This is a genomic window from Vreelandella piezotolerans (genome assembly GCF_012427705.1).
Lineage (GTDB): Bacteria > Pseudomonadota > Gammaproteobacteria > Pseudomonadales > Halomonadaceae > Vreelandella > Vreelandella piezotolerans.
Genome location: NZ_CP048602.1, coordinates 2,047,794 through 2,073,888, shown reverse-complemented (window position 1 = coordinate 2,073,888; position 26,095 = coordinate 2,047,794). Strand labels below are relative to the sequence as shown.

The following is a 26,095-nucleotide window of genomic DNA, read 5'->3' as shown; positions in this document are numbered from 1 at the left end:
GGGAGTCCCTAATGTATAACACTGATCTTCCAACCCGTGCCGAACTACCGTCAACGGGTAAGTTACTTCGCTCTACGCTGATGGCCGCCGTTATTGCTGTCGCTTTGCTGATCACCGTCGTGCTGCCTGCCGAGTATGCCATTGACCCCACCGGTGCTGGGCGCTTGTTGGGGCTGACTGAGATGGGGGAAATCAAGACCCAGTTGGCTGAGGAAGCCGAGCTTGACCAGGCCAACGATCAAGCCATGGCCCAACAGGCGTCTCAACCCTCGGCATCTCAAGAGATCGTCAGTGATCGCCAGCCTGCGCCGGTAAACGATGCTGTTGCTCAGACTGCGACGTCCGAGGCAGAGATAGCTCTCCAAACAGCCAATTCAGCCTCAGCGAGTGATCCCGTAGCACCTTCACTCGAAGATTCTGACAGGGTGATGACCGATGCCAGCATGGCACTGGCGGAGGCATTAGCGACGGAGGAAGCTGCTTAACAGACGGCGCAAGCGGAAGAAGCGTCCCCGTGGAGCGATGAGGTGAGCTTTACCCTGACGCCAGGAGAAGGCACGGAGTACAAACTCACCATGCAAGAAGGGGCGGTGGCGACGTTTGCTTGGGTATCCGAAGGTGGCCCCGTCAACTTTGACACGCACGGTGATGGCAATGGGAACTCCATTAGCTACGAGAAAGGCCGTGGTGTGCCCGAAGATGAAGGTGAGCTTGAAGCTGCTTTCACTGGCAATCACGGCTGGTTCTTCCGTAACCGCAATGACAACGACGTGACCATCGTCTTGCGTGTTGGGGGGGACTATGGGGAACTGAAGCAAATGCTTTGATATCTCACCTGAACCGCCCCGGCCAATAGGCCGGGGCGGTACACCCATAACGCATCTAACGACAAACAACAGGGTTTACACTTATGTGTGCTTTGGTGCTTGTTAACGTATCAATAAGGCATCTGAGCCCTTATGCAATAGGCAGCCAGTAGCTCACACCCTTCATGCTAACCCGTACCCCGTCTCCTGAATGTTCTATGGTCTGTTGACGGAGTGCTTTTTTAGATACTTTCTTGTCATGAAAGTATTCCATGGCAGTGACGACCCACCGCTCCTTCCACTCCTCCCCTTGATCAGCGGACTTAGCCATTTGCATCATGGTGCGAGCCAACTTTTCTTTTCGCCGTTTTCTTGCCCGTTTCTCATCCACCCTAGGGGTCAGTGTGGTGGCATGTTGGCGATTTAAGAAATTGGTAAACCCCGTCACCGAGGCTGCTTGTCCGGGCACCGCACTCAAGTAACTGTCCACATCGCCCTGGTTAGGTAGCCGCTGTCCCTCTCGGTCAGTATTGAGTAACAATGCGGCTGCTGCGCTTAGTGCAAAGCGTGCGGACGTATGCGACGTTCTGCCCGCCTCAATACGTGCTTCCAATTGCTGCCAATAGGTTTGCAGCACGCCTTCTGATAACGAAGCGGACGGCATGGAACTGAGGCACGCCTGAATACGCCGTTTCTCCGAGCTGATGCGCTTGGCCTGATGATCCGGCTCAACCCCTTTCTCTTCATGCAACCAGCGCATAGGGAGCCTCACACGCCGCAACCCCTCAGCCCCAAAGTGATGGAGCAGTTCCGTATAGCTTGGTATGCGTGACCATGCCTGGTCGAGCTCCAGGAAGAACGATAAGAAATGGTTGATCTTGAGGGCAGCCTTATGCGGCCCCGTGGTGCGAATCAACCATTCACCAAACTCCCCAAATGCCTCACTTAACGCTTTGGCACTGATACCAGCTTGGCCAATGGTGATCCGCTTACGACATGTCCGCGTCCAGTAGCAAGGCTCACAAGCATCGCCTCGACCCGCTGGCATAGGATGGCCACACGATGGGCAGGCAACCTCACCTTGCTCATAACAGGCTTTGCACAACGCATCCCCGTTGGGTACCACCACCAATAAACGATGTCGACGACACGCAGAGCAGGTACCGTGGTCTGCAGTCGCACAGCTTGGACATAAGCGATGATCATGACCCATGCGAGTCACCCGGGTAAGACGTTGAGACGGCCTCCCACACGCCTCGCAGGGTTCCGGCTCTCGAAAATAGGGAGCACATGCGTTGCAGACAGGGCCGTATGGAGTAACCTTGCCGATGTTGTAGTCTGAGCTGGCTTTTCCACATCTTGCGCACGGCTTGTCGACATCACACTGGCGACAGACGGCTTCTGGGTCATTCTTCGGCAGGCGGGCTAACTCACCGCATCGTGGGCACATCCGTCGCTTAAACACCCGGGCATAGCAGGTTGAGCAGTAACCATGCCCCTTGTGGCGTCGCCACAACTTGGAGACTTCCCGGCCACACTCATCGCAGCCGACCGTTTGGTGTTGATTCAAAAGGTTGGCTCCGCTTTCATTCTGCGTTTTAAACGCGCCCAAGAGGCTCTAACAGCACGTTCCGACGTAGGGCGATGATCCGGTTGAACGCGGCGGCGATGTGGCCCATGAGGGTGATGAGATAATCGTGACAACATTGGCAACAGCACAACGGGGGGTGACTTTCGGGGATCATGAAGCGCGCTCGTTTTCACATTGAACGCGACCAACGCATTGAACGTTTCCTCAACGCCTATGCTCACTAACCGCTCAACCCGCGCTAATAAAGCACGACGCTCGCTGACAGGCAACAGCTCAAACGCTAACCCAGACAAAGGCATCCGGCTATCCGTAACCGAAACGCCCAATGACAGAAGCGCATCGCCGAGGGGTGACGAAGGCCGCCGACTTGCACGCCGTACAACGCCAAGAAAGAAGGTCACCATAGAAAACCAATCGGCGGGTGCGATAGAGGCCTGCCTAAACGTCACGTTATCCGTTTTTAAAACACGATCCGCCATCACTTGGAAACTGAACGCTTCAGGTAAATGCGACGTGTGCACCGCCTTTCTAAAATCGTCATGACACCGGCTGCACTGAGCTAAATGTTGATCTTCCGCTGACAGGCGATGGGGCTCTATCGGGGCCTTACATGCTGGGCACTCATCTATCAGCTGCACCCCATGAAAGCGGCACCCAGTGTGCCAAGCGAATCGCCATTATCGGCGCAAGTAGGGGGTTGAGTCCTCTGCCAAGCACAACGTGCATACCTGTTGTCCTCCATGGCGGGTTCGATTTCGGCTGCCGAGTGCTAACAACCAGGGCCAAGTCCGCGTTTCCGGTAATGAGTAACCGACCACTTTCTCACAATCGTCCCGCATCCCCGCCTTCTGAAACTCAGCAGAAGAGATCCCCGAGGCATTGACTAATGGGCGCATTCTTACGAAGGGAATTTCCCTGTCAATATCCCTCGTCCATATACGCCATGTTGGCCAAATAGCCCCGGTGAGCGACAAAGGATCACATCCCTGCCTCAACGCCGCCCGAACGAACCATGAGGAAAGGGACTCCTCAGGCAACAGGGGCACACTCAGCGCCCAGGGCATTACAGCATCACTTCCCTAATGCCACGGGTTGGTCGCACCCACGATTTACTCTGGATAATTTTCTCATCGATACGCTCAGCCCCGGACAGAATAGCGGCATTGGCACACTCAATCAGCAGCCGGTGAAGGTCACCCAAATTACCGCCAGAGATCGCGTGAAGCTGGGTAGCCAATTGTGGCTCATGTAACTGGGAGGGGTGTTTGAGCGGCAGGATCTTCTCAAAGCCAGCGAGCAGCTTCTGAAACTCCTGATTGAGCTCCCACTTGGGTAACGCGACCACATCAAAGCGACTCGCATGCTGCGGGTCTGAATGCAGCACCCGCACGGCATCCTGCGTGCCCACGCCAACGATGGGAATCATCAACTCATTGCATAGGAGCTTAATGGCATTCATCGTTTCCCGCTGCTTGACGGCTCCACCGGTTAACAATGAGTGGAACTCATCAATGATCAACAGGCGCGTATGGCAAGCCCGCAGTTGATGAATCACTTGGTAGCGTAGCTTGGGTACCGGGTCTGAAGGCCGATAGGGAGCCCAAAAGCTCTCTAGCACTGCAATATACAGACTTTTCTCATCGGCACTCGGTGGGGCTTGAGTGACGATCACGGGTTTCACCGGTTCTACGTCTTCATTCACGTAGCCCTCACCGTACTGTTTACGAAACCGTTGAACGATGGTTGTCTTTCCGTTGTTGGAATCACCCACGAGCAACAGGTTAGGCATACGAGGACGGCTAGGCTTCTCCATCAGCCCACGCATGACCTCGATGACACGATTGGCCAATGGATATCCCAACCATCGAGGTTGATCCATAAACTCCATTCGCTCTTTGGCGGACAGTCCCAAGACATAACGAAGATCAGGATGAAGGTGTGTGTTCATGATATGTCCCAGTTCACATCGATATCACCCGACAAGAGACCGTCTGCCTGAGCGGTTGACTCTTTGGGGGCCGCGGTTGAGGGCGCATGTAAAAGGGGATCAGCAGGCGTCACCTTTTTCTCATGTTCTTTACGTCGTTGTGCCTGACGGCGACTTCGCTTGGTACGTGCTTGCGACTCCTCCACATGGGTTCGCAGTTCACTAATAGCGCGTAGAATTTCAGACTCATTGACCGAACTCCTGCCTTCCTGGCGAAGGCGTGCTTTGGCCTGGGCATGCTCCCAAACACTCATTGAGGGGAGAGCGAGATTGGCAAAGGGCACACGAAAATACTGCCCGAGCTCCGGGTCTTTGAACCAAATGACGCTAATGTCACGAGGGTCACGCCGAAACACAAAGGTGCGTTTCTTGTTCGGCGTGTCTGGATCTTTGGCATTGATCCATGGCCTGAGCGCCTCATCGTAATAGTTCATGCCATCGATGGTCACACCAAAAGTCTGGATCGTGCGCTGAAAGCTGGGCAAAAAATCGAGCAGTACAGAAAGTCTATCAGCAGGCCGTGGCGCTAAGCCCACTCCCTGCACATCGGCATTGCCAAACACACCGACTTCCCATTTCCGCATCGGTGACATACCAATCCCAGAATGAAGACGCTGGTGGTAAACCTTACAAATCAACGTCACCAGCCACTCTTCAAACTCGCTTTTCGTCATGGCCGCGTGCTTCTCTGGATCGTACCCCTCTTTCTCTTTAATGGAGGAAAAGGTCGTCCCAGGCAGGTTATGGATCTCTTTGAGAAGAGAGCCCAGCAACCGCTCGATGTGGCCACCGTAACGAGGCTGCTTAACAGGCCGAAATTCAAGATTGATTCCATAGGCTAGGCATGAGCGCCGAAACGTCTCTGAGCGAAAATCGGGGCCGTTATCGACATGAATCGTGGCGGGAGTGCCCCATACCGGCCACTCAGCCTCCACGTTATGCAGCAGCAGCCATTCATCTTTAGGCAGCATTGATTGAGCCACACACATGCCGACGGATGTTTCAGAGGGTGGATCAAACGATAAGTAATACCCCGTGACCACACGGGTACACACGTCCATGGCCAATGTGATCCATGGTCGACCAATCGGTTTGCGATGCACGTCATCGACTAAAATAATATCGGCAGGCGTGTGGTCAATCTGCATGACCGCTAGCGGGTAGTCCGCATTGGGAAACTTCCCAGCCGCTGGCTGGAACTTGTTAATGGCTTTGTCTCTAAAGCCATGGCCACGCAACCGGTCACGCTCTGGAATATCCCGCAGACGAGCACGAACGGTACCAGGGCTCGGCGGGTCGATGCGCCGTTCATGGCAACGCCGCATCACTTCCTGTACCGCTTTTTGCGCGGAGGGACGCTGCAGCGTCAGGTACACCTCTTTGATGACTTCCTGAATGACCGCCTCGGCATGCGCGGGGATACGCGACTTACCCTTCTTCCATCCTGGCTTTCGAGGAATCAATGCAAGCACCGAGCCCGTCGCCTTGTACCGCTTCAACCAACGATAAATCGTGGCCGTATCCACCCCCGTTTGTTTAGCACGCTCTTCCGCTGCATCTCGCCCTACGGTATGACGATCCACCAAGGGCTTAATGATGGAGAGGCGATGCTCAGCCTCCCGCCAATCGGCATCCCCAATCTCAGACATATCCTGCTCAAGGGGGGCAGGTCCGCTATGGAAAGGCGTTAATTCACTGATGCGAAGCGGACAACTACGCCCGGACTCAACGGCAATACCAATGACCGTCTCAAAATCGAGCACCTGAGAAATTCGGTAAACGGTGTCATCTTTCTGAACCTGCTCACCCACCGTGATTTGCAAGTGTTGGCGTGTTTGGGCAACACCGTTACTGGGTTCAGCTGTGATGTCACGATGATTATTCATAATCGGGTATCCACACCTCTGATAGAGGGCTAAAGGATTGAGCCATATCGCAATCTAGTTGCCGAGTCGCCAGCAGGTGCCATAAGTGTGCAATCCCCTCTGCCCGATAAATGTCGCCCATGAAGTGCCGAGACAGCAGGTAATCCAAGGTCGCCACCCCCATCTCCCTCACCGTATTGAGCACTGCCTGGCTTTCAACCGAGGGAAACACCATTCGTTTGTAGCGCGCCAAGAAGGTGATGTTGTCCAGGGTCTTATCACGAATGCGGCTCTCGTCATGAATGCTAAACGACCCCCCCTCGTTGCTGGCATGCCGCATCGCCGCCTTCCATTTAGGCGACCATTCACGCCAATGTGCTTGCCACTTTTCCCGTGGTTTGACCTCCACCAGGAGAGGTTTCGGGTAGTCCTTGTAATGACGGTTACCGAGACGGTAATAAACCAAATAATCCGGCGTGTAGGTGTAACGCCTACCGGTCACTGGATGATGAAACGGGATCTCGCACGGCTGGGAAATCACACCAAGGACGCTCACATCAAAGTCAGCCTTGATGAGGAAATCACGTTCGAGCGTCGACTCGAACGCAATAGACTCCTCCCCGCGAAAGGCATAGTAGCCAGACACACTTCGTCGGGTAGGGCCAATTTTACGAACGGATGTAGGCAATGGCATGGGCAGTCGCACCAAATATTGAATAAAACGTAGCCTGTCGCAGCAATTTCTAGTAATTCTGTCGCACTCAATCCTGTACAGACTACCATAATAGCCCGATATTACGCGCTGAGGGTCGCATTAATTGCTGAAAATGACATTAGTCTTTTTTAGAGGCTAATAGCTGCTTTCGAGATTTGCACTGGGTTCAGTTTGAGTGGGGCTAAAATCTTTATTGTGATTTTTGTAACTATTGCAGGATCTTATTTTTATCTTTAAAGATCATGGGTTTCTCAGATTGTATTTTTTAAAAACGCTGCTGCAATTTAAATAGTAACTCTTATGTATTGGTTGTTGGATGCATTTAGTCAAAAGGACGTTTCTATTTAGGTACGTGAAAAGCGATGATTTTTTATGATGCTTTTACAATTTTCTGCTTTTTCGAGCATACACTACGTATGCACCAGCCATGACAGTGCTTATCATGATAATTAAAATAGGGGATATGCCTAACCAAAACTGCAAGGTGTTGCTCATTAGTAAATCCTTAAATTTTCGCGTTTGAGTAGTCAGCCTTAATCATAGGCAATTATAGACCCTATGCTATAACAATTCTCATTTTGAGCTTACAACACTTGAACGCGGATGTAGATCAGTAGAGTCTCTGGGATTTCATCAATCAGCTAATAAAGACGGCAACGTGTGCTATCTCTTTGAAAATGGGACATCTTTCAACAATCAAGATGTGTTCTGGCTTAGTCGCCATGCGAGCGACGATATTCCTTCCCCTCAGTTCTGTGGCTATGTACCACACTATTTTACTGAGCCTGCTTCCACACCGCCTACGCCCGTGCCTCTTCAATGGTGAAAAACGCTATGGCCACCGGCACGCCGTCAACACGATGCCGATAATGCATGTCAGCATAAACATTTTAACGACGACTATCGTCACTGGGAGCACCGCAAAGCCGATTTTGATACCACGAGCTTGCCCGACAGCAGCTCGAAGAGCAGGGCGTGCTTGAGGCAGCGTGATGATATTACGCTTCAGGATCGACAGGAGGAGATCGACTGGCCCCGGGATACGGTGATTGACTTTGATCTAGGAAGCGACGACACCACGATAGCGCTGGATATTGACCTGCCATCTGACGATGAGATGCCGGATCGAGAATGGACGATGCTCGCCAAGGCGCTCAAACTGACCCCAAAATCGCTCAGTGCCACACGACAACAGTGGAACCGTATCCACTTCGAGCAGCTGAAACAGGTCGACCCCGTCGCAGCCGTAGAAGCGTTTACGCTGCGTCGTGACATGACCAAAACAGGCATTTTTCGAGATATTGAGCCGTTTAAGCTCATCTAATCTCTAGGCTAGGCATAAGCCCAAGGCTTTTGTGTTGTTTGACCAGGTGTGCTCATTCGATGGTAGTGACAACGGGTAGTCGTGAGCGGCGCTGACATGACAGCTAAACCTTTGATCATTAAGAAGGCGCGATGAGCTCTATAAGCCAATATTTTTTAGAAAAAAATTTATGCTTTATGGTGGATAGCTGCTATACGTTTGATAAGGATATCTTAGCAGGTGGTTGCTATGAAATTGCTTGTCCGCCCAAGACCTTTCATTAACGAGTCACTTGAGAGCTACATGCTCCGTCTATCGCAAGAGAATTTTTTCGAATACTATCAGCAGCTTAGTAGAGCGATAAAAGACTGGCTGCAACTGCATGATCATGAAGCGGCAGGGGCGTTCCCAGTAGAGTTGAGCCGTTTAAATGTTTATCACGCGGCTCAGAGTAGTAGTCGACGCATCAGAGCGCTCAAGCTAGTGGAGTCGCTAACAGATAATGAAAAACTTCCGCTACTGCACTTGGCAGTTATGCATTCCAGTGAGAAATTTTGTTCACGCTACAGTAGCCTTTTTAATGCAGGTAGCCATGTACCCCGAGCGTTAGTTCGCCAAAAGGGGATACCTGTCTGCCCGGATTGCCTCACTGAAGCAAACTATATTCGGCAAGAATGGCACTGGATGCCCTACGAAGCTTGTATTAATCATAGCAAACAGATGTTACATGAGTGTCCCAAATGCGAAGAAAAATTAAATTACACCCATTCTGAATGTTTGCATACTTGCCGCTGCGGATTTGATCTTCGAAATGCTGGCACGGAGCCAGCAGAAGAATGGCAGCTTATCGCGAGTCGCCTGGTAGTAGGGGAGCATTCGCCTTCCAGGCACCCACTATTAGATATCCGACCCATCAGTTTGAGACTAGCGTGCTTGCTGTGGTACCAGCTATACATACATAAAACGCTAGACGCTAGTGATCAGGTTTCCACTCTTACGATTGAGCGGGCTATCGAGTATTTCACGCATTGGCCTGAAGTGTTTACACAGGAACTAGAGCAGCAAGCGGCGCTCTCAGGCGATAAATTAGTATGTGATTATAATAAAACCTCATTTCACGATGTTTTTGGCAACATTGTCGGCATTTCGCGTCTGCTGTTGAAGGCTTATCCAGAAAGCGATTTCGTCTTGACGCCATTGGAGAATTTTTTAGCACGATTGGTTGATCAGAATCCGCAATCACGTGTGCCAAACGTCGCAGATCTGCTCATCAGTATGCCGGAAGCCGCGATTTTGCTTGGCACGTCGTATGAGCAAGCATACCGTCTATATGAAGAAGGGTATCTCAAATGCGCGATCAAATTTAAATCACATGAAAAGCTAGTGAGCGGTATAGGAGTATTTTACTTAAGAGAAATCATGGAGTTGCGTCAGTCACGAATGCCGGTTGAGACAAGCAGCTATAATAATTATTTACCAGCGTGGTAACGTCATGTCGTTAAGTACGTTGTTGGAATTGGATGAGCCAAACCGCTCAGAAGCAATTCGTAAAGCTTTTGCTCCCTATACGCCGCTGATAGAGGTTTCTGAAGATGTTAGCGTCGCTATTCTGGTGCTGCTTAACTTATCGCATAAGCGTCAGTACGCCCCCGATTTGTTGAATAAAAAAAGAGCAATTGAAACACTCAAAGATTGGCAGCATATGGAAAGTTGTGCGCAGGAAATACAGTGGCTGCACTCACACAATCTAAAGCATCCTGATACACGTGTTGCACATCAGAGATTGTTGGTAAAGGCTTTAAAGCCCTCGGGCAGAGTTGTTTCTTCATATAATAGCGTGAGTCGTTTGGACTGGTCACACAACTCAGCAGCTGTGAATAAAGCAAAGCTTTTTGGAGCTAATTTTATATTTAAGGGTGTAGTTTGCTGTTTGGCCACTATTATTTTAAATAATGACAAGCAATGGCGTAAAGAATTCATGAATATTGGTATGTCTGATGATCAATGGACTTTCCTTCAGTCGCTTTTCGATAGTTATTTCACTAAAAATTTATTGCCCTCTTATGTGGATAGGCACTCAGTACAAGTTACCTTTCTTTATCAAGGCAAGGATGTCAGTATTACACCTGTCACATCACATTCATTATTGGCCGATATTCAAATTGCTCGACGTAATAAATGTGGGAATTTTGCAACAATAAAACATTGGCACTCTTCAAGTGTTGGAGGCTTAGCATCCTCGCTTGGAGGTAATGTCTCTGCTCTAAGTTATTCCCCTCGATTATTAGCCTGTAGCCAAAGTAAAGGAAATGAAAATTCTTCTGGAGTTTTTTTTGTTGACTTCCATCACAGTTCTTTAAGAAGTAAATCGTTTATCCTGGCATGTAATGAAATTGTTGAAAGTAAAAACTTGTTGACCGGAAAGAAGAGGCGAGATTATAGGCGTTCTGCTGTTAATTTGCTGAGGCAGTCTTTATCTGAATGGCTATCCCCAGTTAGCTACTGGAGAAGTGTAGGAGGAGAAGTGCTTTTAGAACGGGAGAACAATTCAGCATGCCTTTTGATTTCTGCTCCTGACGAGGATTTACTTGAAATCCTACCTGAGGTTAATAAAGAATTACACAGTATTTTAGTGAGGTATCCCCAAACGCAACACTTTGCTTATCATCCGGAGCTATTAATTCCTTTCAAGGCTCAGCTTAAGTCCTTGTTGATTGGGATGAAAATCAAAGAAGATGAACCCATGGCTGAAGAGCCATGTCATTACCTTCACTTAAAAAACCTACATGTATTTGATGCACAGGCGTTATCTTGTCCCTATCTAGTGGGCTTGCCTTCACTGCTGGCAGTATGGGGAACCGTCTATAATTACCAGCTACGCTTACGAAGCATCCTTAAACGGAACATTGCCTTTGAAGGAGTTGCCTGGTTTTTGCGGCAGTATGAGTCCTCCTCGGGTGCCAAGATACCTGCCCCTTATCTGACACCAACGAAGCTAGGTGAGGCTCCCAAGCGGCCAGGTCTCATCGATATGCGCTTTTGCGATTTGCGTATGGATTTAGTTATTCGTTATCGACTAGAGGATGGGCATGATATCCCGCTTGAAAATGACGAATTGCCTATGTTGCAGTCTGCGTTCCCTGGGAGGTTCGCTGGGGGGACTATGCAGCCCCCGCCACTTTATGAAGAGTTGCAGTGGTGCCAGCTACATGGAGATGCGAACAGTTTATTGGCAGCCATATCGCTTCTTCCGGACGAAGGTCGTTGGGTTGTTGACTCAGAAAAACAGGTGCAAAGCATCGACAGCTTGGTGGCATGGCTGTCCAAGCATCCCAATCATTTACCTGCTATGAGTGGCTATCAGTTGCTTGAAGAACCATGCTATCGGTCTGGTTCACACAGGGAGCTCCATGCTTATGCTGAGCCTTTGGTAGGTTTAACAGAGACGTTGTCACCGGCAAGCGTCAGGCTCAATGGTACAGCGCACTTTCTGCAGAATGCTTTTTGGAGGTTGAAAAGCCAGAACTTGACTATGCTGATGAAAAAAGCATAGGCAGATCAAAATTATGAATTCGTTCGGGCATCTTAGCTATGAGCGCTCTCTCAATCCGGGCAAGGCGGTTTTTTATTACCGGACAGAATCGAGCGAATTTGAGCCGTTGCAAGCGGAAGTGACGCGGTTTCGTGGCCCCAAGGCAACGTTTAGCGATGGTTATATGGCATCCGGGACTGCGCGTGCTAAAGAAACGAGCGATTTGGGCTTTTCCAATCCTATAATGCTCGAAACGTGTTATGTACCACCATTAGTCGATACGTTGTATTGTCGTTTTTCTTTACGCATCATTGCAAACAGCTTAGAACCAAATATCTGTGATAATGCAGAAGCGACAAAAGTGTTAAAAGAATTCTCTGATGCTTATCGATATCTGGGCGGATACCGCGAGTTAGCAACCCGATATGCTAAAAATATTCTTTCAGCTGAATGGCTTTGGAGAAATAAAGTTGCAAGAGGCATAGCTGTTGAGGTTTCTACATCAAATTTAAAAAACTATAATGTTAAAGATGCACAGTATAAAGAGTGGGGGTCTTCTTGGGAAGGAGATGACCTTAAATCATTGGAAGGGCTTGCGATTGAACTTGAAGAGTCGCTCTCTTATCCACAAAAATTTCTTTTTGCAGATGTAACTGCCAAAATAAAAACAGAATTTTGCCAAGAAATTTTTCCCAGTCAATTATTTGTAGAGAAAGATGGTAGAGGCAACAAAATTGCGGCTAGGCAGTTTATGAAAAGTACAATGAACGACGGTCGTCAAGCAGTTAGCTTTGGTGCTTATAAAATCGGAGCGGCAATTCAAAAAATTGATGACTGGTGGCTAGATGAAGTGGCTGAATACCCTTTGAGGGTGAGTGAATACGGTGCAGATCGTAGTCGGGTTTTAGCTATGCGTGAACCAGTTACGAAGAAAGATTTTTACTCGCTGTTAAACGAAATTATAAGTATCACAGAGGGAATGATTAAAACTAGGCAGGCCAGCCCTAATGCACACTACGTGATGTCAGTCCTAGTGAAGGGTGGTATGTTTCAAAAAGGAATAAAGAAGGGTGAAAAATGAGATACTTTTTTTACATAAAATATCTAATGCCTTCAGCCAATCACGCATTTTTAGCAGGGAGGTGTATTGCTTGCTTACATGGGTTTATAAGCGGCTCTGAAATAACGAGTTCCGGCATTGGTATTTCGTTTCCATCATGGGCTACGGATACAGTAGGGGGGTCAATCGCTTTCGTGAGCAAAGATTTTAACGCTTTGTCTTATTTTTCATCAGCGCGCTATTTTAAGAATATGGCGGACGAAGAATTTATTGACGTTAGTGATATTAAAATGGTTCCAGAGACATTAGAGGAAGTGAGGTTTATTAGAAACCAGCATGTTGCTAAATCTTTTCCGGGAGAAATTAAGAGAAGGCTGATCCGCAGCAAAATTCGGGCTGAAAAACGTGGCGAGACATTCATGCCTAGTAGTGCCGTATCAGATCGTTTCGTAGATCACTGCCACGTAATTCCTATTGATAGCCACTCGTCAGGCCAACGCTTCCCGCTTTATGTGCAGCTTGAAACACTTGGCGAAGAAAGCAAGTGTGATAGCTACAATAGTTACGGGCTTGCTACACAGCATGCATACCCTGGTTCTGTGCCAAACCTTAAGCAGATTACCTAAGGAAGCTCTGAAAAAGTCACTGCCATCAGTGATAATACGGCTATCGTCAACTGCATAGGTTTCAGTGCTGCCATGGATCAAATCACCTTCTCCGAAGCCGAGTACCAGAACAAGAAGAGAAAGACTCGCCGCGAACTCTTTCTGGAGCGGATGGACAAGCTGATCCCCTGGACGCAGCTGGAGAAGAAGATAGCCCGTTATTACCCCAAGGGCGAGAGCGGGCGGCCTCCGTATCCGTTGTCTGCCATGCTCCGCGTCCATTGCATGCAGTTGTTTTACAACCTGAGCGATCCGGCCATGGAAGACGCCCTCTACGAGATCGAGTCCATGCGCCAATTCGCCGGTTTGAAACTAGACCGATTGCCGGACGAAACCACGATTCTCAAGTTTCGCCATTTTCTGGAACATCACGGCCTTGGCAAGGTGCTGTTCCAGGAAGTGAACAACCACCTAGAGAAAAATGGCCTGATGCTGCGCGAAGGGAGCATTGTCGATGCCACTATCATCTCTGCGCCTAGTTCCACCAAAAACAAAAAAGGCGAGCGCGATCCGGAAATGCACCAGACTAAAAAAGGTAGCTCTTGGCACTTTGGCATGAAAATGCATATAGGTGTCGACGATAAGCTTGGGTTGATTCACAGCATCGAGACCACGGCTGCCAATGTCCATGACATTGTGCCTGCCGATAAGCTCCTTCACGGTGAAGAGCAACGCGTCTTCGGTGATGCCGGTTACCTGGGTATTCAAAAACGCGACGAGCACAAGCACCGCAACGATATCTCTTGGTATATTGCCAAACGGCCTGGCACACGCAAGAAGCTAGATGCCAGGCGACAGAAAGTCGAAAACATCAAAGCCAGTATCCGTGCCAAGGTGGAGCACCCCTTTCGGTACATCAAACAAGTTTTTGGTTATGGCAAGGCTCGCTATCGTGGACTGGCCAAAAACACTCAGCGCCTGCACTTGCTGGCGGCGTTCAGCAACCTGCTGATCAGTGAGAAATACCTATGGGAATAGGGCGATTGCGCTCCTTTCCCGCTCAATGAGCGGGAAAGGAGCAAAAATACACAAAGAAAGGGAGAAGAGTGTCTGAATTTTCGATTTTTTGTCGGCTCAAGTAAGCGTTGATGAATATCGGCAGTTATTCAGACCTTCCCTAAATATTGTCAGAAAATATATTATTATACTTATCAATGGCTTACCTGAAATACACCAAAAAGGGTATTCTTAGCATTATGTACTTATCTTGTTGATGTCTATATTTAAACTGCTAGCTAGGTCTAGTGAACCGCCGAATAGGCAGCTGAAAAATGACTGAAGATGCCCCTGGTGCTCTGGAACGTGTGAACCGCCGAATAGGCAGCTGATATTAGGACTGGAAGCCAGCAACGGTAATGATACACACCGCCGCAAGGCAGTATTGGTTCTAAACCCTCCAAGATTTCTTGGAGGGTTTTTTGTGGTGCTATGTAAAGTCTATCGGTGAAGATGAGCTGGTTTGCCCTTAGAGCACCAGCCGGGGTAATGATGAACACCCACCTTCACGCCACACCGCCACACTCCATAGCGAGGAGTAGACGCCGAACCTGGGCGGATGCAGACTCTGAGTGCAACACACTCATTGGATGGTTGATGGGCTTTCATGGTACTTCGACATCAGCTCGCTCATCACTTCTATCGGACATTTAAACTCAAAGCGTTTGCGAGGCCGCATATTCAGCTCCAAAGCAATGACGTCAGCTCTTCCTGGCTATGCACTGAGAGGTCGGTCCCTTTCGGTAAATATTGACGGATAAGGCCATTGATATTCTAGTTGGCCCCCCGTTGCCAGGGACTATGGGGATCACAAAAGTAAATCGCAACGCCGGTTTCTTGAGTAATTTTTACATGGTGTGCCATTTCACGCCCCTGATCATAGGTCATGCTTTTTCGAGCGGTGGCTGGCATTCGGTTCAGAGCAGCACTAAAGCCTGTTACGGCGGATGTTTCGGTGGCGTCGTCCATTTTTGCGAGGATCAGATAGCTACTACTAAGCTCTGCCAAGGTGCAAGAGCTGTTTATCAGGATGTTTTTTTATGACGTTATTTTGCTACCAGAGCAAACGATCGTTTTATTTTATGTCATTTAAAAGTGGAAAAGTTATGTCATTTTGCGGTGGAATTCCTGATGTAAGTGGCTGTTTTTTGGTTCTAGTTATGTCAGATTGAAGTGGAAACGACATTTCTGAGTTCTACTTTCCAGACAATTACCCTTCGTCCTAATTCTTTACCGCCTGTTAAGTCTACTGATTGCTCATGATCGCATCGTCGGAATGTGGGCAATGTCATCTGTCCGGTAAAAGTGCCAGTCATGGAATGGCGAGGGCGCTTCTGGAAAGCACCCTCGCTCTTGGCATGTGCTGATTGGCAACCCTCGTTATCACTCCGTGTGGAGTTGGTTGGAGGGAAGGGCGGGGCCACCCAACGAAGCGCCGTGATGGCTGACGAGCGGGCGCGATCCCGAGAGTTTACGCAGTGACACGTAAAACACCGGTGTCAAGAACAGGCCAAACAGAGTGACGCCGATCATGCCCGCAAACACCGCCGTGCCAAGTGCTGCGCGTACCTCGGCGCCTGCGCCGGTAGCGATCACCGACGGTAAAACTGCTGCCGTGAAAGCAATCGAGGTCATGATGATCGGCCGCAACCGTAGTCGGCAGGCTTCCAGGGCGGCTTCCACGATGCTCTTGCCCTGCAGTTCCAGCTCGCGGGCGAATTCCACGATCAGTATGGCGTTTTTACACGCCAGGCCAATCAGCACGACCAGCCCTACCTGCACGAAGACGTTGTTATCGCCACTGCCAAACCATACGCCGATCAGCGCGGCCAGCATCGACATGGGTACAATCAGAATGACGGCGAGTGGTAGCGTCCAACTCTCGTAAAGCGCGGCCAACACCAAAAATACCAGTAGGATCGACAGCGGGAAGACGATCATCGCCGCATTACCCTGGGTGGATTGCTGGTAACTCAAGTCGGTCCATTCAAGCGCCATGCCTGGTGGTAACACTTCTTCCGCCAGGGCGTTAATAGTCTCCATTGCTTGGGCAGAGGAGAGGTCGCGGGGATCAAATTCGCCGGCCAAGTCCGCCGCTGGGTAGCCGTTGTAACGCAACACCGGATCCGGGCCGAAGGTTTGCCTGATATCCACCATCGTACCGATAGGCACCATTTCTCCCTGATCATTACGGGTACGCAGTCGGGCAATATCTTCCACGCTGGTGCGGTAAGGAGCGTCTGCCTGGGCGATTACCTGCCAGGTACGACCGAAACGATTAAAGTCATTTACATAGGTCGAACCCAGATAGGTCTGCAGGGTGTCGAACAGCTCGGTCAACGGCACGCCCTGGGCCTTGGCTCTCAGCCGGTCCACCTCGGCATCCAACTGCGGTACGTTGGATTGATAGCTGCTGATCGGAAAGCCCATCCCCGGTGTTTGCGCAATCGCGCCCTGGAGTTGATTGACCGCCTGCTGCAGCGCCCCGTAGCCAAGATTGCCGCGATCCTCAATGAATAGTTGGAACCCCGATCCATTGCCCAAGCCAAGAATCGGTGGTGGCATGAAAGAAAATGCAAACCCCTCTTTCAAACCACCAATGCCCTGGTTGATGTGGGCGTTTATCTCTGCGGCGCTAAGGCTGCGCTCATCAAAGGCGCTGAGGGTAAGAAAGGCCACCCCGGTGTTGGAGGTGTTGGTGAACTGCAGCGCGTTCAGGCCGGGAAAGGCAATGGCGTGCTCCACGCCTTCGGTCTCCATGGCAATATCCACCACGTCCTGAAGCATCTCGTCGGTTCGCTCCAGCGACGCCCCTTCCGGCAAGATGACACCAGCAATCAGGTAAAGCTTGTCTTGCACTGGAATGAAGCCAGAAGGCACTGCTTTGAACATCACGCCGGTGCCCAACAGCAGTAGGGCGTAAATTACGAACACCGCGCCACGATGCTTTAGGGAGCGGGCCACGCCGCTCTGGTACTTGTTGGAGCTGGCATTAAAGAAACGGTTGAAAGGACGGAAAATCCAGTCGAACAGGGTGTCTATCACACGGGTGAGGCGATCTTTGGGCGCGTTATGGGGCTTGAGTAGCATCGCCGCCAGCGCGGGAGAGAGCGTCAGGGAGTTGATGGTGGAGATCACCGTGGAGATGGCAATCGTCACCGCGAACTGTCGATAGAACTGACCGGTCACCCCGGACAGGAAAGCCATGGGGATAAACACTGCGCACAGTACCAGGCCTACGGCAATGATAGGGCCAGAGACTTCCCGCATGGCCTGATGAGCGGCTGCCTGTGGCTTTAAGCCCTCTTCGATATTGCGCTCGACGTTTTCCACCACCACGATGGCGTCGTCCACCACGATACCGATGGCCAACACCAGGCCAAACAGTGTCAGCGTGTTGATGGAGTAGCCCAGCAGGTAGAGCGCGCCAAAGGTGCCGATCACCGAGACCGGTACCGCCAGCAATGGAATGATAGAAGCTCGCCATGTTTGCAAGAACAGCGTGACGACCAGCACCACCAGCAGCACGGCTTCCAGTAGGGTGGCGATCACCGACTTTATAGAATCATTCACAAAGATCGTGGTGTCGTAGACGGCTTCGTACTCGACACCTTCAGGGAACTGCTCGGACAGCTCCTCCATGGTGGCAATCACCTGCTCGCGAATCTCCAGCGCATTGGCACCCGGTGCCTGGAATATACCCACTCCTACCGCGTTATTGCCGTCTAGCTGCGAGCGCAGCGTATAGTCCCCGGCACCCATTTCCAGCCGGGCCACATCCGCCAGCCTCAGTATTTCGCCGTTGTCACCACGACTAAGTACGATGTCACCAAACTCTTCCACCGTTTCCAACCGCCCGCGGGCGTTGATCAGAGTGAGAAAATCGCTATTCGCGATGGGTTCGGCGCCCAACTGCCCGGCAGAGACCTGCACGTTCTGCTCGCGCATGGCCCCAACGACATCGCTAGCCGTCAGGCCTCGGGCGGCTATTCGGTCTGGATCCAGCCATGCGCGCATGGCGTAATCTCCGCCACCGAAGATTTGCGCATCCCCTATCCCTTCGAGCCGGGCGAGTCGGTCGCGTACATTCAGTCGAACATAGTTGCGCAGATAAAGGGTGTCGTACTCACCGCTAGGTGAGGTTAGGTGAACGACCATCAAAAACGTTGGCGATTGTTTCTGGGTAGTGACGCCTTGACGACGTACGGCTTCCGGCAACCTAGCCTCTGCCTGGCTAACGCGGTTCTGCACGCGAACCGCCGCCTGTTCAGCATCGGTGCCGGGACGGAAGGTGACGGTCATTTGCAGTACGCCATCAGAGCCTGCAACAGACTTGAGGTACATCATGTCCTCAACGCCATTGATGGCTTCCTCCAACGGCGTCGCTACGGTCTCGGCAATCTCCTGCGGATTGGCACCGGGGTAAACGGTTCTCACCACCACTGAGGGCGGCACGACATCCGGGTACTCGCTTATCGGTAGATTGGGAATGGAGATCAGCCCCACCGCCAGAATGATGATCGATAGCACGGCCGCAAAAATCGGACGGTCCACGAAAAAACGGGAGAAATTCATGGCGATTTACTCTTCCCTGGCCGCAATGGCGGGTGGCTCATTGGAAGCACGGATGTTAGCCACCGGTGCGGTCGCTACGCTTTTTGGGCTCACTTCCATACCGGGGAAGAACACTTTTTGTACACCATTGACGATCACTCGATCACCTGCTTGAAGCCCATCGATGATGACGGTACGTTCTGCTACCTCCCTTCCTGTGGTGACCTGTCGCTGTTCTGCTAGGTTATGCTCATTGACGACATAGACGTAGCGGCGATCTTGATTAGTCAGCACTGCCTTACGGTCTATCAGTAAGGCTTGCTCTAAGCGAGCAACCGGCATTTCGACCCTTGCAAACTCTCCAGGCCGAATGCGGCCATCTGGATTGGCCAGCACCGCCCGGAATTGTAAGGTGCCCGTACTGGGATTTAAGCGATTGTCGATAAAGTCTAGGGTGCCCGTGTACTGCCGTTGCGGGTCGCCGCCCAGTTCGATGGCCAAGTGATTCGACACCTCATTGCTTAATAGTGCACGGCTGGCAAATGCAGCTTGCTCGTCTGCATCAAAGTAAACGTGTACCGGATCAATACTCACCAGCGTGGTCAACAGGCTCTGATCGGCATTGGCTAGGTTGCCGCGAGTTACCATCGCCCGTCCGATGCGTCCACTAATCGGAGCCGTTATGCGTGTATACGCGAGGTCAAGCTCGGCGGTCTGCAGCGCAGCTTCGGCAGCAGCCACCATAGCGCGGTTATTATTCAGAGCCGATTGGCGCTGATCATGCACCTCTTGGGAAATGGCCTGACGCCCCAGTAACACCCTGGCACGCTCGGCCTCGCTGCTGGCCTGAGCCAATTGGCTCCTGGCTTGTGCAAGATCCGCTTGGGCCGCGCTCACGCGGGCTTGGTAGGGACGTGGATCGATGAGAAACAGTAACTCTCCCTGTTCGACCAGGTCGCCCTCTACAAAGGCCACCTCTTGGATATAGCCGCTAACCCGAGCTCTCAACTCCACCGTTTCGGCGGCTTCTACCCGCCCAGTGAATGACTCGCTCAACACCATCGGCTGAGTCACTACTTCCACTACGTCAACTTCGGGTGGCGGCTGCGAGGGTGCGGCTGCCTCATCGCTCTGAGCCTCGCATCCAGCGAGTAAGACCATGATGAGTAAAAACGGTATGACAGCCCGACTACGTTCAAGGCGGACTCTTCGAGAAAAACTTCTCATGAGGGTTTGCTCCCTTGGCTACCGGCAACCAGTAGCGGCTTTCGTTATGCTTTTGGAGGGCACGTTGGCAGTCATGTCGTTGGTTCAGTAGCGCCAGATTCGACCAGAGACCCTAAGCACTGATTGGATACGAGCTAACATAGGGGATCGGGGATCGTGAGAGGTATCAGGTTCCTGCGGAAAGATTGCCTAATTCTGTCGCAGTGAGTGAAAGCACAAAGAAGCCGGTGGAGGCGAAATAACGACGTGTCTCGGTGCAAAGGAAAGATGACAACCTGATGACACTGAGTGCGAATTGTCGGTTTCGACGGTGTACTTGCCTAATTCTGCAAAACCAACCGAAAAGCCTTCGGTTCTTCAGGAGAGGGCATATACTGCAAATTATTAAGGAGGAAATCCCGTGACCGTTATCGCGCCCGAACAGATTGCCCAGTGCAGCGACAGCTTGTTACCGCAATTGAGCCAGGTCGTCCGCCGTTGGTCGCCGCTGGAAGCCCTTCAAGACACGGCGATTGCCGAAGTCCAACTGGTGCGCACTGATGCCCCTAGTAGTTTTCACTGTGCCGTCTATGAGCCGTGCCTGTGCTTCGTTATTCAGGGCAGCAAAACCGTATTGCTGGGTGACAAGGAGATCATCTACACCGGCCCCAGCTACATGGCGAGCGCCGTTCATTTACCGGTGGTGGGCAGGATTGACCATGCTTCACCAGAAAAACCTTTCCTAGCAGTAAAGGTCTCGGTGGACCCCCAGGAGGTGGCGGGACTAATACTAGAGTTAGGGGATAGGGCTCCAAATGGGGGGCGTGATGCTATCTGTCCTGAGATGGACTGCGGGTTAACGTCGGCGTACATGGATCCCCTGATGCAGGGCGCGCTCTATCGTTTGTTAAGTCTACTCGACTCACCGGAAGATATTCAGGTGCTTTCGCCGCTAGCGCGACGAGAGTTAATCTACCGAGCATTAACGGGTGCCATGGGCCCGCACATGCGTCGGTTTGCTGCCTCAGACTCCCAGGCTAATCGGATTGCGCAAGTGATTGACACGCTTAAAGAGCACTATGCCCAGCCGCTTAAGATCCACGAATTGGCAGCGACCGTTAACATGAGCGAATCGACGCTTTATCATAGCTTTCGTCAAGTGACACGCATGTCGCCCCTGCAGTTCCAAAAGAAGCTGCGTCTACACGAGGCGCGACGGCTGATGCTGGCGGAGGGGCTCGAGGCAGCCACTGCAAGCTACCGGGTAGGCTATGAAAGCCCTTCCCACTTCAGCCGCGAATATAGCCGCATGTTTGGCGCACCACCACGCGCCGACGTCAGCCATTTGCGAGGGGCATACGCAGAGTCGCAGCCCGCCTGAACAATAGCGTCATGGGTAGTTGCTGCAGTGGATTTCCCTCTCTCATCTGGATAGTTTCATGAAAACCGTACTGCGCTGGCTGGCTGCCATGACGGCCTTGTTGGTCTTATTGCTGGCAGGCCCGGTGTGGATATTGGCCAGTCAACAGGTCATTACCGATGGGCACTGGTCGAATCTCGATCGTTCGTCTGCAGGGTTGGCCCCCTCTCCGGATCGCGTCCAAGATGCTGTCGTACAGGTCTATGCGGCCCGTGCCTATAGCTGGCGCGGCGCCTTTGGTGTGCATATTTGGATTGCGACCAAAGCAGAGGGGGCGCGGGAGTATCAACTGCATCAAGTGTTGAGCTGGCGACGCCCAACGGTCGTCTCCTCCATCGATACGCCTGACCGAGCCTGGTTTGGACACCCGCCTGAGCTGCTTGCTGACTATCGCGGCGCGGCGGCTGCCGATTTGATCCCCCATATACAAGACGCCGTAGCGCGCTATCCGCAAGCCGATCTGTACCGAGTTTGGCCAGGACCCAATAGCAACAGCTTCATTGCTTGGGTGATCCGCGAGGTCGATGGTTTCGATGTGGCGCTACCCACGACCGCCGTGGGGAAAGACTATCTGTTCAATGGCGTCGTCGCCCGTGTGCCCAGCGGGACGGGGTATCAGCTCTCGCTGGGAGGCGTGTTGGGCATCATGCTAGCGCTGGAGGAGGGCATCGAGCTCAACCTGCTGGGCATGAGTGTCGGTATCGATATTATGCGCCCCGCTCTCAAACTGCCTGGCATTGGTCGACTGGGTATGCCTGCCAAGGTGGCGGGAAGCAGTAACGCATCGTCGTCAGCGCAGTGATATGGCGTTGCCAGTCTTGAGTAGACGTGCACATGTCTTTCTAGGCACTTTTGTTCTAAAATGGTGTTTGTAGACATTAAGCTGGGAAGAGCCATGCAAACACCGCAAGAGTTTGCCCATGATAAGTCAGCGGCTGCGGTGGGGTTGAAAGCCGCGGTACGTATTCTCGAGAAGTGGCGAGCCTCTGGAGAGCAAGGCGAGGCGATTCTGCGCGTCTCTCACAGTACCTACGCTCGTGCTCGGCGCGGCGATCTGGCAGCGATCAAGTTAGATAGTGACCAGCTTACGCGTATCAGCTATGTGCTGAACATCCACGCGGCACTGCGTATGATCTTCGATAACCCGGACAACCTGTATGGGTTCGTGAACATGGTCAATCACAACCCCTTTTTCAATGGTCGCACACCGCTGGCCATTATGGGCACGGGGGACTTTGCCGCGCTTTACGAAACCTATAAACGCATCGACAGCCTGCGGGGTGGGCAGTGGTAAAGGCGGCTGATTTGCCCGTACTGCCAGCCCATGACGTCACCGGCTATCGGTTGGTGAACAGTAAATTCCCGCCCATCGATTTGTTCGATGACGTGGCAGGCCCTGACGAGTTCGCCGCTCTCCATGCGCTTCAGTCGCTCACCAACCCGCGGTTGCAAAACGAGGTGGGGGACTTGGCGCTGCTGCCGCTCGACCAGATTCCTTTCGGTATTCGTGGCTGCTCGTATGCCGTGGCGCCCTTTACGCACATCAATCCCGAAGGGTCACGTTTCAGCGATGGCAGTTTTGGCGTGCTGTATTTTGCCGATACGCTGGAGACTGCGATTGCGGAGGTCAAACATCATCAGCAAACGTACTGGCGGCGCGTGCCAGGTCTTCGCTATGAGCGGTTCGTTTTTCGGGGGTTGAGAGGCGTCTTCAAGGAGGTATCGATAGGCGATGCGCTGACGCTGCCGAGCGATCATCTTGTCTACGCCCCCGATCATTACACGGCGTCTCAGCCCTTCGGTACAGACGTCCGACGTACGCTAAACGGTCTCCGTTACCGCTCGGTCCGTCGACCCGGTGCCCACTGTTGGGCGCTCATGACGCCGCGTCATGTGACGGACATCATCCAGACCACCCATTTGGAGATGATCTGGAGCGGCGCCATCACCCAGGTGAATCATCTACGTGTCACCCAGCCATAGCGGCGTGCGGAAAAGAGGTTCAGTTATTTTGCTGCTGGTCAGTAAAGCGCTGCATGATCGTGAGCGTCTCATCGCTGACATGGTGTTCCATGCCTTCTGCGTCGATGCGGGCAGTGCTGTCGTCCACGCCTAACGCTCGCAAGAAATGCAGCACGATATCGTGACGAGCACGAGACGTTTCCGCCATTTTTTGACCTTCGTCGGTCAAAAACAGCGAGCGATATGGCTTGCTGGTCACCAGACCTAACTCGTTCAATCGACGGATCATTTTCGATACCGTCGCTTGACTAACGGCCATTCGGTTAGCAATGTCGGCCGCGCGCGCCTCACCGCGATGACGAATCAGGTCGCCAATCAATTCGACGTAGTCTTCGATGAGCTCCGTTTCGTGGGCATTGCGCACGGCTTCGTATTGCTGGGCGTGCTGTTCCACAGGCGGTAGTGCATCACCACTGTGTCCAGAGGGGGGTGAGGTGCGCCGCTGTTGGTGATCACTCATTGGCAAAGGTTATCAAAGTTAGTGGAAACGTTAATTGGCGATGGTAGCGCATTTTTGAAGATAATTGTTAGCCAAGGCTAAACTGTTTGCACATTGCTTTTTTGTTGAGCTAAAGTTATCTGTAACACGAGCCTAGCACAGAGGAGAGATCCAGTGGCTAAACCATACTTGCTAGCAGCCTTGAGCGTGCCGTTCGCCTGGTGTGGCGTTGTGACCAGTGCTCAGGCCGATGAGTTGCAAAACCCGCCCATCGAGATTGCCGTGACGTTTTCAGTTCTTGGCGACTTGGTGAAGAAAGTGGCCGGCGATGATGCGAACGTCACGGTGCTGACACCGATCAACGCCGAAGTGCACGAGTGGGAGCTCACCCCAGATAATTTTGCTGCGCTCGAGGACGCCGACATCGTTTTTTATAACGGCTATCAGCTCGAGCAGTGGATGCGCCAAGTATCGGCGACGGTCAACGATGACATACCTATGATCGCCGTGGCAGAGGCGTCGGGTTACCCGACGCAAACGATCGTCACCGGTGAGATGGAAGGCGACGTGGACCCACACCTGTGGATGGACCCGCGGGCTGCCAGTGCCTATGTGCAAGCCATTGCCAACACGTTGGAGGATAGCCTGCCCCATCAAGCCGATGCGATTCAGCAGCGTGCAGCGGCACTGGAAGCGCAACTGCACGACCTACATGTCGAGCTCCAAGAAACGCTCGAAGCCATTCCCGAAGAGCGCCGCGTGCTGCTCTCCAGTGAAGCAGCCTTTCTCTACTTCGCCGACGCGTATCGGTTCGAGCACGACGGCATTTGGGGGACCAATGCCGAAACAGAGGGCTCTCCGCGTCAGTTGATGCGGGTCATCGATCGAATCAACGAGCGTCAACCGGCGGCACTGTTTTGGGAAAGCACGATTTCTGACCGCCATGTGACCAGTATCGCACGTGATACGGGGCTGCCCGTTGCCGGGCCGCTGTATGTCGACTCGTTGAGTGAGCCTGACGGGGAGGCTGCCGACTACTTTGCCATGCAGCGTCATAACGTTGCCTTGCTGCGTCGCTACTTGGCTAGCGAGTAAATCACGATGTCCTCACTACCGTCTCAACCAGCCAGCGCCATCGATGTAAGCGGTGTCTATGCGGCTTACCAGCGTCAGCCCGTGCTAGAGGACATTCACCTCTCGCTGCCAAGCGGGCGTTGGACGGCCATCGTCGGGCCGAACGGTGCAGGCAAGTCGACGCTGTTTCACGTGCTGACCGGTAGTATGAAACCCTTACGCGGCCGCGTGACGGCATTTGGTCAAGACATCGAGCACCATCGAAAAGCCGGGCGCATTGCCTACATGGCCCAGCGAGAGGCCATCGAGTGGGACTTCCCTATTTCGGTGTGGGAAACCGTGATGAGCGCCCGCTATGGCCACATGCGTCAAGATGCGTGGTGGCGGAGGCTGCTGCCTGCGCGTTGGCATTCGTCACGGCATCGTGATGCGGTGGAAAAGGCGTTAGACGACGTTGATATGCTGGCATATGCCGAGCGGCCGATCGGGGCCTTATCGGGCGGACAAAAAAAACGCGTGCTGCTAGCGCGTGCGTTAGCGCAAGAGGCGAGTATCCTGCTGCTCGATGAGCCGCTCGCGGGGGTCGACCCACCTAGCGAGCGACTCATTCTCGACGTGCTCAAACGCGAACGCGAAGCCGGACGAACCATCGTGATGGTGACGCACGATATGCCGGGCGCGCGTCGCTACGTGGACCATGTGGTACTGATCAATCGATTCATTCGCGGCGAGGGCGCGCCCGACGAAATGCTGAGCGATAGCAAGTTGGCCGAACTTGCGGTGAGTTCTATTGCAAATTCTCCAGCGGATGTCGAGCGTGTCCGCCTTCCTGCATTTGCCAGCAAAGAATAGGCGACTCG

General features: G+C 52.3%; 22 protein-coding genes and 1 pseudogene. 14 read left to right on the top strand and 9 right to left on the bottom strand.

Translation table 11 applies throughout. The features are described from left to right. Positions 1 to 11: 11 nt before the first annotated feature. The gene (locus tag GYM47_RS18355; protein WP_231125674.1) at positions 12 to 485 is read left to right on the top strand and encodes a hypothetical protein; all 474 of its coding nucleotides are present in this window, start codon (positions 12 to 14) and stop codon (positions 483 to 485) included. Positions 486 to 527: 42 nt separating this feature from the next. After that, the gene (locus GYM47_RS18350; protein WP_231125675.1) at positions 528 to 827 is read left to right on the top strand and encodes a hypothetical protein; all 300 of its coding nucleotides are present in this window, start codon (positions 528 to 530) and stop codon (positions 825 to 827) included. A 130-nt stretch (positions 828 to 957) separates the two neighbouring features. On the opposite strand, the gene GYM47_RS09530 is transcribed toward GYM47_RS18350, so the two are convergent. The 5 genes from GYM47_RS09530 to GYM47_RS09510 form a co-directional block, all read right to left on the bottom strand. Beyond that, on the bottom strand, positions 958 to 1,722 hold the full coding sequence (locus GYM47_RS09530) for a hypothetical protein (protein ID WP_231125676.1): 765 nt from the start codon (positions 1,720 to 1,722) through the stop codon (positions 958 to 960). A 1,352-nt stretch (positions 1,723 to 3,074) separates the two neighbouring features. Next, on the bottom strand, positions 3,075 to 3,461 hold the full coding sequence (locus GYM47_RS18580; RefSeq protein WP_168444448.1) for a TniQ family protein: 387 nt from the start codon (positions 3,459 to 3,461) through the stop codon (positions 3,075 to 3,077). Next, the gene (locus GYM47_RS09520; protein WP_231125677.1) at positions 3,461 to 4,276 is read right to left on the bottom strand and encodes a TniB family NTP-binding protein; all 816 of its coding nucleotides are present in this window, start codon (positions 4,274 to 4,276) and stop codon (positions 3,461 to 3,463) included. The genes GYM47_RS18580 and GYM47_RS09520 overlap by 1 nt, the downstream gene beginning before the upstream one ends. Before the next feature lie 65 nt (positions 4,277 to 4,341). Beyond that, positions 4,342 to 6,270, bottom strand: coding sequence for a Mu transposase C-terminal domain-containing protein (locus GYM47_RS09515; RefSeq protein WP_153844165.1), 1,929 nt, complete (start codon positions 6,268 to 6,270; stop codon positions 4,342 to 4,344). Beyond that, a complete protein-coding gene (locus GYM47_RS09510) occupies positions 6,263 to 6,943 on the bottom strand; it encodes a TnsA endonuclease N-terminal domain-containing protein (RefSeq protein WP_153844166.1) in 681 nt (226 codons plus the stop codon). Before GYM47_RS09510 ends, GYM47_RS09515 begins: the two co-directional genes overlap by 8 nt. Before the next feature lie 1,000 nt (positions 6,944 to 7,943). Here GYM47_RS09510 and GYM47_RS09505 point away from each other — a divergent pair. From GYM47_RS09505 to GYM47_RS09480, 6 genes are all read left to right on the top strand, one after another. Continuing rightward, positions 7,944 to 8,288, top strand: coding sequence for a hypothetical protein (locus tag GYM47_RS09505; protein WP_153844167.1), 345 nt, complete (start codon positions 7,944 to 7,946; stop codon positions 8,286 to 8,288). 228 nt (positions 8,289 to 8,516) lie between these two features. Then, a complete protein-coding gene (locus tag GYM47_RS09500; protein ID WP_153844168.1) occupies positions 8,517 to 9,755 on the top strand; it encodes a TniQ family protein in 1,239 nt (412 codons plus the stop codon). 4 nt (positions 9,756 to 9,759) lie between these two features. Continuing rightward, positions 9,760 to 11,820 (top strand): type I-F CRISPR-associated protein Csy2, encoded by a 2,061-nt coding sequence (locus GYM47_RS09495; RefSeq protein ID WP_153844169.1) that lies wholly within the window; start codon positions 9,760 to 9,762, stop codon positions 11,818 to 11,820. A 13-nt stretch (positions 11,821 to 11,833) separates the two neighbouring features. After that, on the top strand, positions 11,834 to 12,880 hold the full coding sequence (gene csy3, locus GYM47_RS09490; RefSeq protein ID WP_231125678.1) for a type I-F CRISPR-associated protein Csy3: 1,047 nt from the start codon (positions 11,834 to 11,836) through the stop codon (positions 12,878 to 12,880). Next, positions 12,877 to 13,485 (top strand): type I-F CRISPR-associated endoribonuclease Cas6/Csy4, encoded by a 609-nt coding sequence (gene cas6f, locus GYM47_RS09485; protein ID WP_153844171.1) that lies wholly within the window; start codon positions 12,877 to 12,879, stop codon positions 13,483 to 13,485. Before csy3 ends, cas6f begins: the two co-directional genes overlap by 4 nt. 72 nt (positions 13,486 to 13,557) lie before the next feature. Further along, the gene (locus GYM47_RS09480) at positions 13,558 to 14,502 is read left to right on the top strand and encodes an IS5 family transposase (protein WP_153844212.1); all 945 of its coding nucleotides are present in this window, start codon (positions 13,558 to 13,560) and stop codon (positions 14,500 to 14,502) included. A gap of 601 nt (positions 14,503 to 15,103) precedes the next feature. Here GYM47_RS09480 and GYM47_RS09475 read toward each other — a convergent pair. From GYM47_RS09475 to GYM47_RS09465, 3 genes and pseudogenes are all read right to left on the bottom strand, one after another. Then, positions 15,104 to 15,531 (bottom strand): annotated as a pseudogene (locus tag GYM47_RS09475) (IS30 family transposase); the annotation flags it as partial. A 372-nt stretch (positions 15,532 to 15,903) separates the two neighbouring features. Next, positions 15,904 to 19,095, bottom strand: a complete 3,192-nt coding sequence (locus GYM47_RS09470; RefSeq protein ID WP_153843394.1) for an efflux RND transporter permease subunit — start codon at positions 19,093 to 19,095, stop codon at positions 15,904 to 15,906. Between the two features lie 6 nt (positions 19,096 to 19,101). Next, positions 19,102 to 20,157 (bottom strand): efflux RND transporter periplasmic adaptor subunit, encoded by a 1,056-nt coding sequence (locus GYM47_RS09465; RefSeq protein WP_231125615.1) that lies wholly within the window; start codon positions 20,155 to 20,157, stop codon positions 19,102 to 19,104. A gap of 544 nt (positions 20,158 to 20,701) precedes the next feature. Here GYM47_RS09465 and GYM47_RS09460 point away from each other — a divergent pair. The 4 genes from GYM47_RS09460 to GYM47_RS09445 all read left to right on the top strand — a co-directional run bounded on the left by GYM47_RS09460 (position 20,702) and on the right by GYM47_RS09445 (position 23,683). After that, entirely contained in the window at positions 20,702 to 21,661 is a 960-nt protein-coding gene (locus tag GYM47_RS09460) for an AraC family transcriptional regulator (RefSeq protein WP_153843392.1), read from the top strand. A gap of 58 nt (positions 21,662 to 21,719) precedes the next feature. Further along, the gene (locus GYM47_RS09455) at positions 21,720 to 22,502 is read left to right on the top strand and encodes a DUF3750 domain-containing protein (RefSeq protein ID WP_153843391.1); all 783 of its coding nucleotides are present in this window, start codon (positions 21,720 to 21,722) and stop codon (positions 22,500 to 22,502) included. Positions 22,503 to 22,595: 93 nt separating this feature from the next. Further along, on the top strand, positions 22,596 to 22,994 hold the full coding sequence (locus GYM47_RS09450; RefSeq protein ID WP_153843390.1) for an antitoxin Xre-like helix-turn-helix domain-containing protein: 399 nt from the start codon (positions 22,596 to 22,598) through the stop codon (positions 22,992 to 22,994). Positions 22,995 to 23,005: 11 nt separating this feature from the next. After that, positions 23,006 to 23,683, top strand: a complete 678-nt coding sequence (locus GYM47_RS09445) for an RES family NAD+ phosphorylase (RefSeq protein WP_231125614.1) — start codon at positions 23,006 to 23,008, stop codon at positions 23,681 to 23,683. Between the two features lie 19 nt (positions 23,684 to 23,702). Here the strand turns inward: GYM47_RS09445 and mntR are convergent, their stop codons facing one another. After that, positions 23,703 to 24,182: a manganese-binding transcriptional regulator MntR gene (gene mntR, locus GYM47_RS09440; RefSeq protein ID WP_139527368.1), complete on the bottom strand. Its 480-nt coding sequence runs from the start codon at positions 24,180 to 24,182 to the stop codon at positions 23,703 to 23,705. A 153-nt stretch (positions 24,183 to 24,335) separates the two neighbouring features. Between mntR and GYM47_RS09435 the strand changes: the two genes are divergently transcribed. Continuing rightward, positions 24,336 to 25,256 (top strand): metal ABC transporter substrate-binding protein, encoded by a 921-nt coding sequence (locus GYM47_RS09435; RefSeq protein WP_058577761.1) that lies wholly within the window; start codon positions 24,336 to 24,338, stop codon positions 25,254 to 25,256. Positions 25,257 to 25,262: 6 nt separating this feature from the next. Beyond that, a complete protein-coding gene (locus GYM47_RS09430; RefSeq protein ID WP_153843388.1) occupies positions 25,263 to 26,087 on the top strand; it encodes a metal ABC transporter ATP-binding protein in 825 nt (274 codons plus the stop codon). Positions 26,088 to 26,095 lie beyond the last annotated feature (8 nt).

Excerpts from the sequence above, each read along its gene's own strand:
- GYM47_RS09430 (WP_153843388.1), top strand. The coding sequence starts at position 25,263 with ATGTCCTCACTACCGTCTCAACCAGCCAGCGCCATCGATGTAAGCGGT.
- GYM47_RS09510 (WP_153844166.1), bottom strand. The coding sequence starts at position 6,943 with ATGCCATTGCCTACATCCGTTCGTAAAATTGGCCCTACCCGACGAAGT.
- GYM47_RS09480 (WP_153844212.1), top strand. The coding sequence starts at position 13,558 with ATGGATCAAATCACCTTCTCCGAAGCCGAGTACCAGAACAAGAAGAGA.
- GYM47_RS09500 (WP_153844168.1), top strand. The coding sequence starts at position 8,517 with ATGAAATTGCTTGTCCGCCCAAGACCTTTCATTAACGAGTCACTTGAG.
- GYM47_RS18580 (WP_168444448.1), bottom strand. The coding sequence starts at position 3,461 with ATGCCCTGGGCGCTGAGTGTGCCCCTGTTGCCTGAGGAGTCCCTTTCC.
- GYM47_RS09450 (WP_153843390.1), top strand. The coding sequence starts at position 22,596 with ATGCAAACACCGCAAGAGTTTGCCCATGATAAGTCAGCGGCTGCGGTG.
- GYM47_RS09495 (WP_153844169.1), top strand. The coding sequence starts at position 9,760 with ATGTCGTTAAGTACGTTGTTGGAATTGGATGAGCCAAACCGCTCAGAA.
- GYM47_RS09470 (WP_153843394.1), bottom strand. The coding sequence starts at position 19,095 with ATGAATTTCTCCCGTTTTTTCGTGGACCGTCCGATTTTTGCGGCCGTG.
- GYM47_RS09520 (WP_231125677.1), bottom strand. The coding sequence starts at position 4,276 with ATGGATCAACCTCGATGGTTGGGATATCCATTGGCCAATCGTGTCATC.
- GYM47_RS09455 (WP_153843391.1), top strand. The coding sequence starts at position 21,720 with ATGAAAACCGTACTGCGCTGGCTGGCTGCCATGACGGCCTTGTTGGTC.
- GYM47_RS09515 (WP_153844165.1), bottom strand. The coding sequence starts at position 6,270 with ATGAATAATCATCGTGACATCACAGCTGAACCCAGTAACGGTGTTGCC.
- cas6f (WP_153844171.1), top strand. The coding sequence starts at position 12,877 with ATGAGATACTTTTTTTACATAAAATATCTAATGCCTTCAGCCAATCAC.
- mntR (WP_139527368.1), bottom strand. The coding sequence starts at position 24,182 with ATGAGTGATCACCAACAGCGGCGCACCTCACCCCCCTCTGGACACAGT.
- csy3 (WP_231125678.1), top strand. The coding sequence starts at position 11,834 with ATGAATTCGTTCGGGCATCTTAGCTATGAGCGCTCTCTCAATCCGGGC.
- GYM47_RS18355 (WP_231125674.1), top strand. The coding sequence starts at position 12 with ATGTATAACACTGATCTTCCAACCCGTGCCGAACTACCGTCAACGGGT.